At 58.0% G+C, this 15,544-nt stretch carries 11 protein-coding genes and 2 tRNA genes; 5 read left to right on the top strand and 8 right to left on the bottom strand.

Translation table 11 applies throughout. The features are described from left to right. Window positions 1–52: 52 nt before the first annotated feature. The gene (locus tag E4021_RS02275) at window positions 53–1,075 is read left to right on the top strand and encodes a hypothetical protein (protein ID WP_136456277.1); all 1,023 of its coding nucleotides are present in this window, start codon (window positions 53–55) and stop codon (window positions 1,073–1,075) included. Between the two features lie 52 nt (window positions 1,076–1,127). On the opposite strand, the gene E4021_RS02280 is transcribed toward E4021_RS02275, so the two are convergent. The 3 genes from E4021_RS02280 to rimO form a co-directional block, all read right to left on the bottom strand. Beyond that, window positions 1,128–1,214: transfer RNA gene (locus tag E4021_RS02280), tRNA-Leu, on the bottom strand. A gap of 79 nt (window positions 1,215–1,293) precedes the next feature. Further along, window positions 1,294–1,375, bottom strand: a tRNA-Leu gene (locus E4021_RS02285). A 43-nt stretch (window positions 1,376–1,418) separates the two neighbouring features. Continuing rightward, window positions 1,419–2,732: a 30S ribosomal protein S12 methylthiotransferase RimO gene (gene rimO, locus E4021_RS02290; RefSeq protein ID WP_136456278.1), complete on the bottom strand. Its 1,314-nt coding sequence runs from the start codon at window positions 2,730–2,732 to the stop codon at window positions 1,419–1,421. Between the two features lie 476 nt (window positions 2,733–3,208). On the opposite strand from rimO, the gene E4021_RS02295 reads away from it, so the two are divergent. Beyond that, window positions 3,209–6,328: a SusC/RagA family TonB-linked outer membrane protein gene (locus E4021_RS02295; protein ID WP_136456279.1), complete on the top strand. Its 3,120-nt coding sequence runs from the start codon at window positions 3,209–3,211 to the stop codon at window positions 6,326–6,328. A gap of 12 nt (window positions 6,329–6,340) precedes the next feature. After that, window positions 6,341–8,005: a RagB/SusD family nutrient uptake outer membrane protein gene (locus tag E4021_RS02300; protein ID WP_136456280.1), complete on the top strand. Its 1,665-nt coding sequence runs from the start codon at window positions 6,341–6,343 to the stop codon at window positions 8,003–8,005. Window positions 8,006–8,244: 239 nt separating this feature from the next. On the opposite strand, the gene E4021_RS02305 is transcribed toward E4021_RS02300, so the two are convergent. Together E4021_RS02305 and pncA are read right to left on the bottom strand one after the other, a co-directional pair. Then, window positions 8,245–9,438, bottom strand: coding sequence for a redoxin domain-containing protein (locus tag E4021_RS02305; protein WP_136456282.1), 1,194 nt, complete (start codon window positions 9,436–9,438; stop codon window positions 8,245–8,247). Between the two features lie 63 nt (window positions 9,439–9,501). Next, the gene (gene pncA / locus E4021_RS02310) at window positions 9,502–10,137 is read right to left on the bottom strand and encodes a bifunctional nicotinamidase/pyrazinamidase (RefSeq protein WP_136456284.1); all 636 of its coding nucleotides are present in this window, start codon (window positions 10,135–10,137) and stop codon (window positions 9,502–9,504) included. 126 nt (window positions 10,138–10,263) lie between these two features. Between pncA and E4021_RS02315 the strand changes: the two genes are divergently transcribed. Further along, the gene (locus tag E4021_RS02315) at window positions 10,264–11,493 is read left to right on the top strand and encodes a DEAD/DEAH box helicase (protein ID WP_136456285.1); all 1,230 of its coding nucleotides are present in this window, start codon (window positions 10,264–10,266) and stop codon (window positions 11,491–11,493) included. 3 nt (window positions 11,494–11,496) lie between these two features. Here E4021_RS02315 and E4021_RS02320 read toward each other — a convergent pair whose 3' ends face one another. Further along, window positions 11,497–12,408, bottom strand: coding sequence for a hypothetical protein (locus E4021_RS02320; RefSeq protein WP_136456287.1), 912 nt, complete (start codon window positions 12,406–12,408; stop codon window positions 11,497–11,499). A gap of 271 nt (window positions 12,409–12,679) precedes the next feature. Here E4021_RS02320 and E4021_RS02325 point away from each other — a divergent pair, with 271 nt between their 5' ends. Further along, window positions 12,680–12,895 carry a hypothetical protein gene (locus tag E4021_RS02325; RefSeq protein WP_136456288.1) on the top strand — a complete coding sequence of 72 codons (216 nt, stop codon included), beginning with the start codon at window positions 12,680–12,682 and terminating at the stop codon, window positions 12,893–12,895. Between the two features lie 13 nt (window positions 12,896–12,908). On the opposite strand, the gene E4021_RS02330 is transcribed toward E4021_RS02325, so the two are convergent. After that, the gene (locus E4021_RS02330; protein ID WP_136456290.1) at window positions 12,909–13,895 is read right to left on the bottom strand and encodes an aldo/keto reductase; all 987 of its coding nucleotides are present in this window, start codon (window positions 13,893–13,895) and stop codon (window positions 12,909–12,911) included. Between the two features lie 151 nt (window positions 13,896–14,046). Continuing rightward, window positions 14,047–15,528 carry a glutamate synthase subunit beta gene (locus tag E4021_RS02335; RefSeq protein WP_136456292.1) on the bottom strand — a complete coding sequence of 494 codons (1,482 nt, stop codon included), beginning with the start codon at window positions 15,526–15,528 and terminating at the stop codon, window positions 14,047–14,049. Window positions 15,529–15,544 lie beyond the last annotated feature (16 nt).

The raw sequence follows: 15,544 nt of genomic DNA on the forward strand, positions 1-15,544 counted from the left end.
CGGGGCGGCCGGCCCCTAGCGCGGAAGGCCCTACGGTGCTTACCTTTACCCCATGCACTCCCCCGTTACCACCGCTCTCCGTTCGATTTTGATGGAGGAGGGTCGCGTTTGCCTTCCCGGCATCGGCACCCTGCTCGTTGTTCAGCAACCTGCCCTGGTGAGCCTTATTGAAGGCCGTGCATCCGCCCCCGCGGCCCGGGTGAGCTTCAACGCCAATCTGGTAATCGACGACGGAAGGCTGGCCCGCCACTTGGCAGACCCCGACCAGCTTACCCAGTTTCTGCAGCAGACCCGCCAGAGCCTCGACGCCGGGCGCACCGTAGTCCTGGAAGGGGTGGGCAAGTTATTCCGTCATCCAGACGGTGAGGTCCGCTTCACCCCCGGCGGAGACAATTTCAGTAAGGAAAGCTTTGGTTTGCCGACCCTGGATGTGCGGCCCATCGTTCGCCAGGATAAACCGGTAGAGGAGCCCCCGCAACGCCGTTCCCGGCCCGTCCGCCAACTACAACGCTCCGAGTTCGGTCGCCGCTACGGCAGCGCGGCATGGTACGCCGCCGTCCTGGCAGGTATTCTTACCGTAATATTCCTCTTGTTCCGTCTGGCCGGTACTGTCAGTGAAGAGTTCGGTACCCGGAACAGCAGACCGGACACGCGCAATCGTCTGAACGTCCCGCCGCAGCCCGATCGCGCACCCGCCCCGGTTATCGACGCCAATCAGATTCAGCCGGAAGCCGCGCCGCGCATCAACGAATCTCCGGTGGCCGCGGACAAAGTCCAGGTGGAAGAGGAAACGCCGTCCGCGCCCCCAACCCCGGCGGTGGCGCCCCGCAACGTGGCGATCATTGCCATCGGCCTGTTCGGGCGGCAGCGTAACGTAGACAAAACGACCCGAAGGTTGTCGGAAGCCGGCTACACGCCCTATACCGATCAGGAAGGGCGCAATACCCGCGTGGGGGTTCGGGTGGAATATCGGGAAGCAGCGGAACTGGATCGTATCCTGCGGGAGGTGCAGGCCCGCTATACCGAGGATGCCTTCGTGATGCGCGTTAACGGCGAGGAGCGCCGGCCACGATAAAAAAAGCCCCGATCTGGTTAAAGATCGGGGCCAGGCAGAACTTAGGAAGCTCTGGTGCCGGAGGGGGGAGTCGAACCCCCACGCTCGTAAAAGCACACGCCTCTGAAACGTGCGTGTCTACCAGTTTCACCACTCCGGCGGTTAACGGGCCGCAAAGATATACGACCCATTTTTATTTGCAACTATCCGGGCAAACTTTTTTGCCCGCGATGGGAAGGTACCGCCAGTGGGAATCGAACCCACACTCCCGAAGGAACTGGATTTTGAATCCAGCGCGTCTACCAATTCCGCCATAGCGGCAAGGTACGATCCCGTAGCGATGGCAAAAGTAATCGATGCCCTCCTACTCCACAACCAGTTCGACGATTAAATCGTATTCCGTGGCCGAAACCACCCGGCCGGTCACCATGTCTCCCGTGCGCAGGTAGGCGGCGTCGGCCGGAAGGTGTACTTCGTTGTCCACGTCCGGACTGTCGTACTGACTGCGGCCTACGTAATGGTCACCGTCCTTGCGGTCTACCAGGACCTGGATGACCTCGCCGATCCGCGACTGGTTCAGTTCGTAACTGATTTCCCGCTGGATCTCCATAAGCCGTTCGGCGCGATCGGCCTTCACCTCGGCGGGCACGTCATCTTCTACGTCGTAGGCGCGGGTATCCTCTTCGTGGGAATACTGAAACACGCCCAGGCGCTCGAAGCGCATTTCCCGGACGAAGTCGCAAAGCTCTTCAAACTCCTCCTCGGTCTCCCCCGGATAGCCCACCAGGAAGGTCGTTCGGATGGCGATACCGGGTACTGCCTCGCGTGCGTAGTTGATCAGATCGGTGGTATCGCGGCGCGTAACTTGCCGGCGCATGCGCTGCAGAACCGCATCGGAGCCGTGCTGCAGCGGTATGTCCAGGTAGTTGCACACCTTGGGCTGCGCGGCCATGACCTCAAAGACTTCCCGCGGAAATTTGGACGGATAGGCGTAGTGCAGGCGGATCCACTCGATGCTCTCCACCGCGGCCAACGCTTCCAGCAATTCGGGAAGCATCCTTTTCTTGTACAGGTCCAGGCCGTAATAGGTCAGTTCCTGGGCGATGAGCATGAGCTCCTTGACGCCGGTCTTGGCGAAGTGGGTGGCCTGGCGGACGAGTTCCTCAAGGGGGCGGCTCACGTGGTCGCCTCGCATAAGCGGGATGGCGCAGAAGGAGCAAGTGCGATTGCAGCCTTCGCTGATCTTGAGGTAGGCGTAGTGCTCGGGGGTGGTGATGAAGCGCTCCCCGATCAGGTCGTGCCGGTAGTCGGCTTCCAGCCGTGCCAGCAGTCCGGGAAGTTCCATGGTTCCGAAGAAATCATCAACTTCAGGAATCTCCGTCTCCAGGTTATCCTTGTAGCGCTGGCTGAGGCAACCGGTGACGTACAGGCGGTCGATCTCACCCCGGGTCTTGCGATCGGCGTAATCCAAAATGGTGTTCACGCTTTCCTCCTTGGCCAGATCGATAAAACCGCAGGTGTTGACGATGACAATGTTGGCCGGGTCGTTGCTGTCGTGCCCGACCTCGTAGTCGTTGGCCTGCAACTGGGTGATGAGGTTCTCGGAGTCCACCAGGTTTTTGGAGCACCCGAGAGTAATAACGTTGACCTTATCCGGCCGTAGCGTTCTGGTTTTCATGCGCTTGCGCTTAGGGGGCGCAAAGGTAGGCATTTATGTTTCGGCGGTCACCAAACTTTGACTGACCGTACCTCAACGTGCCAAGACCAGAGGGGGTCGCTGGGCGCACGGGCGGGTACGAGGAATTGGTACCGCCAAAAATTCAAGCCAGACTGATAATCAACAAAATATTTACCGCTGCTATTTTTTTAGCATTTTAAAATTATACGCCAATTACATTATACGATTTTCGACACATTCCACATATCGATTGATGACCCGCAATAATTATTCAATATAATTTTGATAATGCCAATAATTAATCTGTTGGTAATCTACATTAACTCGAACATACACCCCTAGTAATCAATCACATACCTCGGCTAGGCATATCTATTGATAATTTATAATATCAGCCATAAGGTTAAAATTATCGCAAAAGTTGCCTATTTTCGGCCGCTTACCTTGAAACTTTTTCAACTAAACCTAAACAAAGCATGAGACGACTGTTATTAGTCTTCGGGCTAACGCTATTTGCCATTGGTATTACTATGGCGCAAAATACCGTTAGCGGAACAGTAACCGACGAGGACGGCGAGAGCCTGATCGGGGTTAGCATCCTCGCCGCAGGAACCAGCACGGGTACCGTCACGGACCTGGACGGCAACTACAACCTGACCGTACCTGAGAATGGCGAAGCATTGATCTTCAGCTATACCGGTTTCACTACCCAACGGGTAGAAATTAACAACCGTTCTACCATTGATATTACCATGGAGCCGGCCTCCGAAATTCTGGAAGAGGTAATCGTCACGGCCTACGGTATTACTAAAAAGGAAGCTTTCTCCGGTTCAGCGGATGTAGTCGGTTCCGAGGAGCTGGAAACCAGGAACGTAACTTCCCCAATCGCCGCCATTGAGGGCAATGCGACGGGCGTGCAATTTACTTCCGCTTCCGGCCAACCGGGTTCTTCGCCGGGCATTGTGATCCGTGGTGTAGGTACCCTGAATGGCGACACCGACCCGCTGTTCATCGTAGACGGTATTCAGTTCGAAGGCGACCTGACGAGCATCAACCAGGAAGACATTGAGTCAATCACCGTACTTAAGGACGCTTCCTCCACTTCCCTTTATGGCTCCCGCGCTGCCAATGGTGTGGTGCTGATTACGACCAAGCGGGGCAACGACGGCGGAACTCAGGTTTCGGCTTCCGTACAGCACGGCTTTGTATCGCGGGCCATTCCCCTTTACGATGAAGTTACCCCAGGACAGTACTACGAGGCGATGTGGGAAGCCCTGAAAAACTCGGGTGCCGCGGACGGGGACCCCGCTTTTGCTTCCGATAACATCTTCAATAGTCTGGGTTACAATCCCTTTGACGTTGCGAATGACGAAATTGTTGGCACGGACGGTAAACTCAATCCGAACGCCAATACCATCTACCAAAGTCTCGACTGGTACGATGTGATGGAACAGAGCAGTACCCGGACCAACTACAACGTAAACCTGTCAACCGGCGGCGACGACCACCGGGTGTACTTCTCGTCTTCCTATCTGGAGGAAGGTGGTTACGTGGTGACCACTGAGTACGACCGGCTCACCAGCCGGCTGAACGCCGACTTTGATGCGACGAACTGGCTCACCATGGGCGGTAGCGCCAACGTCACCGTTTCCAATTCCAGGGGGCCCTCCTCGGCCGGTTCTGGCAGTATCGTAAACCCTTTCGGCTTTGCCAAGGGTATCGGATCGATTTACCCCGTATACGTGAATGACCGGAATGGCAACCTCGTCCTGGACCAAGCCGGCAACCCCATCTTCGACTCTGGGGAAGGATATTCCGAGTACGGTATCGGCTCCCGCCCCATCAACCAGGGTCGGCACGCCCTGCAGGAACTGCTGCTGAACGACGAACGGACCCGGAACAACCTTTACGGCTTTCGGTTTTTCGCCGACTTTGAAGTGGTAGAAGGACTCAACTTCCGGTTGAATTACGGCCGGGATATCCAGGAAGGGATCTCGAAAGAGTACGAGAACAACATCATCGGAGACGCCCAGCCTACCGGCCGCTACGGTGAGGTACGGTATAGAAGACAGGTTGAAAACTTCAACCAGTTGCTGACCTACAATAAAAGTTTCAACGACAATCATAACCTCGACCTGACCCTGGGTCACGAAAGCTTTGACCGCCACTACAGCCAAAACAGCGCCTCAGCCATTGACCAGACCGCGGAAGGAATCTTTGAATTTGCCAACTTCGCCACTCCAGTCAGACTCGGCGGGTACACTTCGGTGAAGCGGATCGAGGGATACTTCGCCAGAGCGAACTACAACTTTGATACCAAGTACTACCTGAGCCTCTCCGCGCGCCGCGACGGATCCTCGGTATTCGCTGACGCCTCTCGCTGGGGTACCTTCTACTCCGCTGGGGTTTCTTGGCGCCTTGACCAGGAACCGTTCATCCAGAATATTTCCTTTATCGACCGCCTGAAGCTGCGGGCGTCCTACGGGGAAGTCGGCAATGATGACCTGCAGGATTTCTTCCTGTCGCAGCCCCGGTACAGCCTGACCTCCAACGCCGGTAACCCGGCAATCTGGTGGTCGGACATCGGCAACAACAACCTGCAGTGGGAGACGATTGAGAGTTTCGACGTCGCCCTGGAGTTTACCCTCTTCAACAACTTCCTCGACGGATCCTTGGAGTACTACAAGCGGAACTCCTCGGACCTCCTCTACGATTTGCCAATCGCGCTCAGCAACGGTCATAATTCCTTCCCCTCCAACGTCGGCGACATGTACAACGAAGGGGTGGAGCTCGGCCTGACGGGTAACCTGATCAGCAAGCGGGACTTCCGTTGGAGCGTACGGGCAACCGCTTCAACCTTCAACAACGAGATCACCAGCCTGCCGGACCCCTTCATCAACGGATCCAAGCGCTGGGACGTCGGTCGGTCGCGGTTCGACTTCTATCTGCTGCATACCGCAAACGTGGACCCCGCTACGGGAGACCAGCTGTTCTACATGTACGAGTTTGACGAGGATGGCAACAGCGTTCCCGTCATTGAAAACGGAGTACACCAGACCACCAACGACTGGCAGGAAACCGAGCGGGCTTATACCGGCGCCAGCTCCATCCCCGATTTCCTTGGATCGGTTTCCAATAATCTCTTCTACAAGGGCTTCTCCTTGAATATCCTCGTTACCTATGGCATCGGAGGAGAGATTCTGGACAACGGTTACTCCGCCATGATGCACAGCGGTTCTTACGGACGTTCCCTTCACCCTGACATCATGAACGCCTGGCGTCAACCCGGAGACATCACCGACGTGCCCAGGCTGGAGAACGGCAATATCGACCTGGTACGGACGCAATCCACCCGCTTCCTCACCGACGCTTCCTTCCTCTCACTCAGGAACGTGAACCTGTCGTATGTCTTCAACAGCAGATTCGTCAAGAGCATCGGTATGAACAACCTCAAACTCTCCCTGACCGGAGAGAACCTGTATCTGATGACCGAAAGGGACGGACTTGATCCCCAGTACAACCTGGCGGGAACTTCACCCGGTAACGACTTCAACCCTGCGCGGCTGATCACCTTCGGCCTCAACACCAACTTCTAAATAAACCTATCCATGCTACAAAACATGAAATATGTCCTCATCGTGGCAACCGCCCTGCTTGCGGTGGGCTGCGAGGAAGACTTCCTAGATACCAAGCCAACGGACGCGATTTCGGCGTCCGACGCCCTGGCCACCGAGGCCAATATGGAACTTATTCTCGCCGGAATGCACCGGGGAATGTATTCTCAGTCCCAAACGATCATGCCCGGTGGTTCCGCGATCGCGAGCACCCAAAGAGCAAATGAGCACTACTGGGTACCCATGGGCGACAACCTGGCCGGCGGGCTGATCCACAGCGCGAATGCCAATAACCTGGGCTGGCGCAGCGAGGCCCAGTGGAATTCCCACACCCAGGAAACCTCACTGACGGTGAGAATTCTCTGGTACCACCGCTACAACATCATCGCCAATGCCAACTCAATCATTAACCGGGTGGAGGAAGGTGACCTGGCGGATACCCCCGTCTTGCGGAACATCCTCGGACAGGCCTACGCCTACCGGGCCTATGCATATATGTCCCTGGTACAGCATTACGCCAAAGGTTACCTCATCGGCAGCCCCTCCTCGGATCCGGGGGTACCGCTGCTGTACGCCACCGAGGCCCCCTTCACCAGCGCGGCCCGTTCGACCGTACAGGAGGTTTACGACCAGATTGCATCGGACCTTGAGTCTGCCATTGACAACTTCAAGGAAGGAGCGCCCCGGCCAACGGGTAGTGCCTACGACAAAGCCAACCTGAATATAGACGTAGCCTACGGGCTACGGGCCCGGATGGCACTGGCGACGGGCAACTGGCAACTGGCCGCGGAATCCGCCGCCCTTGCCCGCGAGGGTTACGAAATCATGGACGAATCGGCCTGGAAGGCAGGATTCAATTCTACCCTGCTTCCCGGTGTGATCTGGGGAAGCAACGTAATCACCACGGAAACTACCTACTTCCGTTCCTACTTCTACCTGGCCTCCAACACCTTCAACGGCAGCCAGGTCCGGAATAACCCCAAGATTGCCGACAGAAGGTTGATCGACGCCATTCCGGATACCGATTTCCGTAAGGACATGTTCCTGGTCGACGCGCCCAATTCCAACCTCTCGGCCGCCAACGGACAAGGTGGGTGGGAGAACAACACCAACCCGCTGTACGAGACCGAAGAGGAGTTTGAAGCGGAAATCGACCGGCTGGCCAGCAAGTGGGGTTGGACCTCGCGGCACAATACCCACCCCTACATGCACGTGAAACTGCGGCAGGCCGTACCCGGTGGTATCGAGCCCGACGACATCATCTACATGCGCGCCGAGGAAATGCTGCTGATCGAAGCCGAAGCCCTCACCATGATGGGAGACATCGACGCCGCCCAGGAGGTACTCCAGGAACTCGGTGAGAGCCGGGATAGCGCATACGACGTTTCCGAATACGACAGCCAGGAAAGCCTGATGGAGCACATCAAGTTCCAGCGTGGCGTTGAGTTATGGGGCGAAGGCTTTTTGTTCCAAGACAAAATCCGCTGGGACGAAGGCATCGACCACTCAGCCGACGGCGGTTCCGGCGCTTCCCAGGTCCTCTACCAGGATGCCTACATCGTCGAAAAGCCTTCCGTCAATCCCGACTGGATCTTTAAGATTCCCCAAGCAGAGATTGATGCCAACCCCAACCTCAGCCCCGCCGACCAGAATCCCTAATGGGAACCTACACATTCTGACAATGGCCCCCGGGCCGGGATTAGAATAGTTTACAGCAGCCCGAATTTCGACTGAGTCGAAGTTCGGGCTGTTTTTATAGGAATACATGACACCAAGACAGCGCCTGGCCCCCGGCTCACACAGAAGGTGGGCTTGGCGGAACCCCCCAAATCGAAGGTGTTTATTCGAAGCGTGGGGTCATCAACCCATGTTACTCGCGGGTTAGTTCAACCGGGTGGTCAGTATACCCTTCCCATCATCTCGTGTTCCACGATGGCTCGCTTGAGCTCCAGAAAATCGACCTCGGCCTGGTGGCTATACACGATCTCGCCACCGGGCTCTACCAGGAGGGTGTAAGGAAGGGCACCGTTCCAGTCGGGATCCAGGGCCTCTACAAGCTTGTAGATATTTTCGCCAACGAAGTGGTAATTGTCGACACCGGAATGCACCTGCTCCAGGAATTTGAGTGCCCGCGCGCCCTGATCGGGCTTGTCGGCGGAGATAGACACGAACTCGAAATCCCGGGCGCCGTACATCCGTTGAAGCACCAAAAACTGCGGATACTCCATCACGCAGGGGCCGCACCAGGTGGCCCAGACGTTGATCAGCCGCAGTTTGTCGCTGTCATTGGCGACGATCTCCTTTACCTTTTCCACATCGGCTTCCTCAAGGGTGACGGGACGGGCTAACCACTTGGCTTCCGACTGCTCGTTGTACTCCGTTTTCCAGGCCCATTTCGTGGAGCAGCCGAACGTGGGCGTGGTCGGATTGGGCACCTCTTCGCCGGCCAGCAGCGCGTCGGTGGCAGCGCGGAGATCTTCGGCATTGGCGGTTCCGGGGCGTTCGCTCTCGTCGAGGCGGCCCGTATAGCGCAGGACGCGATCCTTATCCAGTATGAACATATGGGGCGTGGCCACCGGTCCGTACTGCAGTGATACGGCGTGATCGTCGCCGTCGTAGAGGTAGGGGAAGTTAAACTTGGCGTATTCTGCGCGGACGGCCATTTGATCGTAGTCGTCGTTTAGGTCCGTGTACCCCAGTTCCTCGTAAAGCAGCCCCAGCGGACTGTTGGGACTGATCGCTATTACCTGCACGCCCTTGTCGGCGTAGTCATTCTGAAAATCGATCAGCCGCTGTTCGTAGGCCTGGGCGGTGGGACAGTGGTTGGCGGTAAAGGCGAGTACAATTACTTCCCCGTCGCTGTAGTCGGCCAGTGAGTGCATTTCTCCGTCGGCGCCCGGCAGATTGAAGTCCGGTGCCTGACTGCCCACCACGAGGGTGGCCACCTCCTGCTTGGGTACTGGCTGCGGGTCGGCCTCAAAGGAGGGTGCGGCGGTGGCGTCCTGGGTGACGGCCACTTCGGGTTCCGGTTGATCGGATCCGCAACCGAGCAAGGCACAGGCGAGAATGAGCGAAAAGGTAGTGCGAAGCATTTTTAATTGGATTTGCGGTCAGCAAAATAGTCATTCTCCGGCCTTTCGGGTATACCTCCGGTCTTACGGCCCTACCCGAAGTTGGTCGGCGGTAACCACCCGAGCGCCCGCGGCGCGCATTTCTTCTATTGCTTTAAGGCCATCCCCATCCTGTAATTCCACGCTGCGGGTTCCGTCTTCAATCAGGCTGACGTTAAAGCCCTCCCCCAGCCCATCGAGGACGGTATACTTTACACAATAGTCTAGCGCCAGGCCCATCACATGGAGTTCCGTAATCCCGCGCTCCTTTAGCCAGTCGGCAAGCCCGGTGGACTTGCGGTGTCCGTTGTCGAAGAAGCCGGAGTAGCTGTCGATCATCGGATCGGTACCCTTGCGGAAAATACGATCGATATTTTCCGTACGCAGATCGGCAGCAAATTCCGAACCCCATGTTTCCTGTACGCAGTGGATCGGCCAAAGCACCTGCTGGAGCCCGTGCAGATCGATTACCTGCCCCGGCTTACGCCACATGTGATTGGCTGCAAAGGACCCGTGGTTGGCGGGGTGCCAGTCCTGGGTCGCCACCACCGTGCCGTAGTGCGGCATGAGCCGGTTGGCCAGGGGAATGACCCGGTCGCCTTCCGGTACGGGCAGCATGCCGGTGGGCAGAAAATCGACCTGCAGGTCGACGAGAAGCAAAGCGGTGGTAGCGGGTGCCATAAGCAAGGTATCGGGGTAAAGATAGCGGCGCGAGGATAGGAAAGCGTAACCAACCGCCCCGGCACCGCGTTAGTTGCACGGCACCCGCGCCCCGACGCCCGCGGAAACGATACCAAGATTCGCAGTATGAAATTTACCGACTACCCCCTTTCGCCAGAATTGAAGCGCAGCATTGCCAAACAGGGGTGGAAACGCCCCACCGATATACAGTACCGGGCCATCCGACCCATTCTGGAAGGGGAAGACGTGCTGGCCATTGCACAAACGGGCACCGGAAAAACGGCGGCCTTCGCAATCCCGATCCTGCAAAAACTGCACGAACGTAAGCAAACCCAGTGGCGGGAAACGGGCATCAGTTGCTTGGTAATGGTGCCAACGCGCGAACTGGCCCTGCAGCTGACCGAGGTCTTCACAGCCTTGGCTAAAGGTACCGGAGTTAAGGTCCTGGGCCTGACGGGCGGCGTGGAGATCGAACCCCAGATCACCCAACTGACCAAGGAACTTGACCTGCTGATCACGACGCCGGGACGGATGTACGACCTGCTGGGTCGGAAACTGTTGCGGCTCGATCGGGTGGACATCCTGGTGCTCGACGAGGCTGACCTGATGCTCGACCTGGGCTTCATCGACGACATCCGCGGCGTGATCGGGCACCTGCAGCGCAAGCACCAGACCCTGTTCTTCTCGGCCACCATCAACGAGCAAATTAAAAAGCTCGCCTACTCGCTGGTGCGCAACCCCATCCGCATCCGCATCTCCCCCAAGGACCCGGTGAGCAAGAACGTGGACCACTCGGTGGTATTCATCGAGATGGACGACAAGCGATTTTTCCTGGAGCGCTTCATCAAGGAAAATCCAGACGCCAAATTGCTGGTGTTCGCCCGCACGCGGGTGCGCTGTGAGCGTATCGCGAAGGCCATGGCGCGGGTCGACATTCCCACGATCACCCTGCACGGCGATATGCCCCAGCCGGAGCGGGAAACGGCGCTGGAAGCCTTCCGTGCCGGCGAGCAACGCGTGATGATCGCTACCGACGTGAGCGCCCGCGGCATAGATATCCCCGACGTCACGCACGTGATCAATTATGACTTGCCCGAGCAGCCCGACAACTATGTGCACCGCGTGGGCCGGACGGGCCGGGGAAAGCACCGTGGCGTAGCCTATTCTTTCTGCGCGCCGGAGGAACACGAACTGCTGCGCGCCGTGGAAGCCTACACCGGCAACGACATCAAGGTGGTGGACTTGGACCGCGGTCAGTACCGAGAAACCCTTACGCTCACGAAACAGGACCGTATGGGACTGGCCGAACTGATGGAAGAGGCCGAACGGGTGACCAAGAAGAAAAAGCGCAAATAGACGCTACAGGGGCCGGGCTTCGCGGAACCGCCCGGCGGATCGCAGGTAATAGCGTGAGAGGGTAATGCTGGCCAACACGCCGGTAATGATGGCCAAACCGCCATCGTAGATGTACCGCTGCCGCAAGTCCGAAGTGTACCACCAGGCCTCGGACCAGTTGCGGCCTTCGCCCAGCAACTGCACCCAAAAGCTGCCGTAGGTAGTTACCAGGATCCACAACAGACTCAGTACGAGCATGGCCGGTGTAGTGCGCGAGCCCACCGCCCCGTTAAATTGCCGGTATCCGTAGTAGCAGAGATAGGAGACCCCGATGCCGCCGACGACGGGCAGTGGCTCCATCAAATACGCCGCCAGTACGGTGGGTACTACCCCGACCAGTGCGTAAAGCGAACCGCCCGCTACCCCGTAGACGTAGGACGAGCTAGGTGGGAGGTGATTGCCGCAGCGGTCGCGATGATTGTCGCGCAAACGCTTGAATGCCGCGTTGTCAAGTACCATCACCTTCCCCCGGTACAGACAGAAATGCAGTCCTCCGTTGTCGGGATCGGCCGGAACGGCGGGATCCAGACCGTACGCTTCCGCCACATCGATGATGGCGTCGATGACTTTCCGCACCTCGTGGCGATCGTGGGCCGTAAACAGCCTTCGGTAGTGAAGACACAGGGTCGACCCAGTCACTTCGGGCCGGGCAAAACGCATAGGCAGCGGCGTATCGGCCAGGGTTTTGCTGATATCCACCTGCTGCTCGGGCGTCAGGGGCTGCGTCTCAACGCGAATGGTTTCCTTCCGCGGTACGCCGAAGGAGAGTTGTTGCTGGATCGATACCAGGTATCCCCGATAGAGACCGAACACACCGTCGGGGCCCCGGTACCAGCCCATTCGCCGGCCAAATCGCGCGAGGGTACGGCCGATCATTGGCCAACAGTCTTGAGTGACGGCAAGCTGGTGAAGGGAGTAATCATGGTGTAAAAAACGGGTGAGCGTAAATAAGCGCGTATCAATTGTGGATACACCTTATCAAACGGAGAAGGAAGCGTGGAAGTCTACCTTAAGATCGGAATTTAATTCGTCTCACGGTTTGTGAAACGGGGAGACACCGAATATACTTTTGTTTACCAGTTGCACGGGGTTGGAAATAGTCCGATCTTTGCGGCCGTTTTTACACAACCCCGGAAAAAAGACTGAAATGAACCCTAATCAAACTCCGAAACCGACCGGCAGTATCCTTCAGAACAGTCGCCTGTACCGCGCCGCCCGCGTGGCCCGACTGGACAATCCCGAGGGGCTCCGTCTGGCCGGTCGCCGCTCCGCCCTACCCCCCGCCCGCCGGACAGAAGTGATGATGGCCATCACCGGTAGCCTGCTGATTTTCTTCCTCCTAATGCTGCTCACCATCGGCTAGCCGGGTCGCTTGCCTACCACCTTTGGTGAACCTCCGGCTTAATCGACGCCTCGTAGATCTGGTTCATTCGCTCGAGTTGCTCCTCGGTGAGCGGCTCGCGGTCCTCGACCGACAGGTTAGAGGTAAGGTGTTCCAGCCGGGAGGCGCCGGGAATGATGCAACTCACTTCCGGGTGGGCCAGTATCCACTGCAGGGCAATGGGGGCCAGGTTGTCTTCCTTCGGGAATAGGGCCTTCAGTTCGGCCACGGCCCGCAGCCCGTTCTCGAATTCAACCCCGCTGAAGGTCTCTCCCTGGTCGAAGGCTTCGCCGTTGCGGTTGAAGTGCCGGTGGTCCTCTTCACCAAAGGTGGTGGCGCTGCTGAATTTACCCGTCAGCAGTCCGCTCGCCAGGGGTACCCGGGCGATCACGCCCACGTTCTTCTCCCGCGCGAGATCGAAGAATAATTCGGCCGGCCGTTGCCGGAATACGTTGAAGATGATCTGCACCGACGCCACGTCGGGGTACTCCATGGCCTTGATGGCCTCTTCCACTTTCTCCACGCTCACGCCCAGGTGCTGGATCTTGCCCTCTTCCTTCAGTCGAGCGAACAGGTCAAAGATCTCGGGGCGATAGTACACTTCGGTCGGCGGACAGTGGAGCTGAATCAGGTCGATACGGTCGATCTTCATCCGGCGCAAACTGTCTTCCACGTAACCGCGCAACGCATTGAGCGTATAATTTTCGTTGGTGTGCGGGTTGATCTGGCGGCCGCACTTCGTGGCCACGTAGATGTACTCGGAGCGGCTGCGGACCACGCGCCCCACGGCTTCCTCGCTTTTTCCGTCGCTGTACACATCGGCGGTATCGATGAAGTTGACGCCGCGGTCGATCGCCTCGTTCAATATTTGATCGGCCGTCGCGTCGTCGAAGGGCTCTCCCCATTTACCTCCCACCTGCCACGTGCCGAGGCTGATTTCGCTTACGTCAAAGTTCGTTTTACCCAGTTTCCGGTATCGCATGATGATTTCTTTTGCCACTGCAACAGGGCGGCGGCGCGCAGGTGCAAAGAAGCACAAAAATTGCCGACCGGGAGGGGCACCCGGATAAATACCCACATTGGACTACCGCTATTATTATGTAATCATCTCAAATACAGACCAGTGGCGTTGTTCATGCATAATCCAGTTCAAGTCGGCCCTCATCGCGTCCTTCCAGCACGGATTCCCCACTCCGCAGGAATCCGTCGACCGCACGGGCACATTCCCGCCCTTCGGCAATCGCCCAGACCACCAGGCTCTGGCCGCGGCGCATGTCCCCGGCGGCAAACACCTTGGGCACTGAGGTTTGGTAGTTGTGTTCCGGACTGGCGGCCACGTTCTTCCGGGGATCCAGGCCAACGCCCAGCGTATCCAGCAGACCCTCGTGCTGGGGGTGCAGGAAGCCGGCCGCGATCAAAAGCAGCTGGCAGGGAAGTTCGCGTTCCGTACCGGGAATTTTTACGAAGGTGTTGCGACCGGTGGGGTCCTTTCCCCAGCGGATGTTGACGGTCCTGACTCCCTTCAGCTTCCCTTCCTCGTCCTTGACGAATTCTTCGGTGAGTACCGCCCACTCGCGCTCGCAGCCCTCTTCGTGGCTGGTGGAGGTGCGCAGGATCATGGGCCAGTTGGGCCAGGAGTCCGGACTCCGCTCCGTGGGTGGCATAGGCATGATCTCAATCTGGGTCACCGAGCGGGCGCCGTGGCGGTTGCTGGTACCTACGCAATCGGCACCGGTATCGCCGCCCCCGATCACGATGACGTCCTTGTCGCGGGCGTGAATTTCGTAGGTGTCCGACAGGTCGTCGCCCGCCACCCGCTTGTTGTTCTGCTCCAGGAATTCCATCGCGAAGTGTACGCCCTGGGCCTCGCGGCCCTGGCTCGGGATGTCCCGCGGGATGGTAGAGCCACCGGCCAGGACTACGGCGTGGTTTTCGCGCACGAGTTGCCGGGCGTCTACGTTACCGCCCACGTTGGCGTTCGTACGAAACTTCACGCCCTCGGCTTCCATGAGTTCGATGCGCCGGTCGATCACCCACTTTTCCAGTTTAAAGTCGGGGATGCCGTAGCGCAGCAGCCCGCCTATGCGGCTGTTGCGTTCGTACACCGTTACCGTGTGTCCCGCCTTGTTGAGTTGGGCGGCGGCGGCCAGACCCGCGGGGCCGGAGCCTACCACCGCTACCGATTTTCCGGTACGACTGGCGGGTGGATTCGGGCGGGCGTAACCCCGCTGAAAAGCCTCCTCAGCAATCGATTTTTCGATGAATTCTATAGCCACCGGCGGTTGGTTGATGCCGAGCACGCAGGCCGATTCACAGGGGGCCGGACAGATCCGGCCGGTAAATTCCGGGAAGTTGTTCGTCGAACTCAGGATCTCAAAGGCCTCGCGCCAGTCTTCGTCGTATACGGCATCGTTAAACTCCGGAATGATGTTGCCCAGTGGGCACCCACTGTGGCAAAAGGGCACGCCGCAGTCCATACACCGGCTGGCCTGGGTGATGGTCTTCTCTTCCGGCATGGGAACGTAGAGCTCCTGCCAGTCGGTTTTCCGCACGTCAACCGGACGTTTTTCGGGTAGCTCGCGGGTATATTTCAGGAATCCGTTGGGATCTGCCATGGTATTCTTTTTCTTG

The sequence above is a fragment of the Neolewinella litorea genome (assembly GCF_004803465.1).
Taxonomy (GTDB): Bacteria; Bacteroidota; Bacteroidia; order Chitinophagales; family Saprospiraceae; genus Neolewinella; species Neolewinella litorea.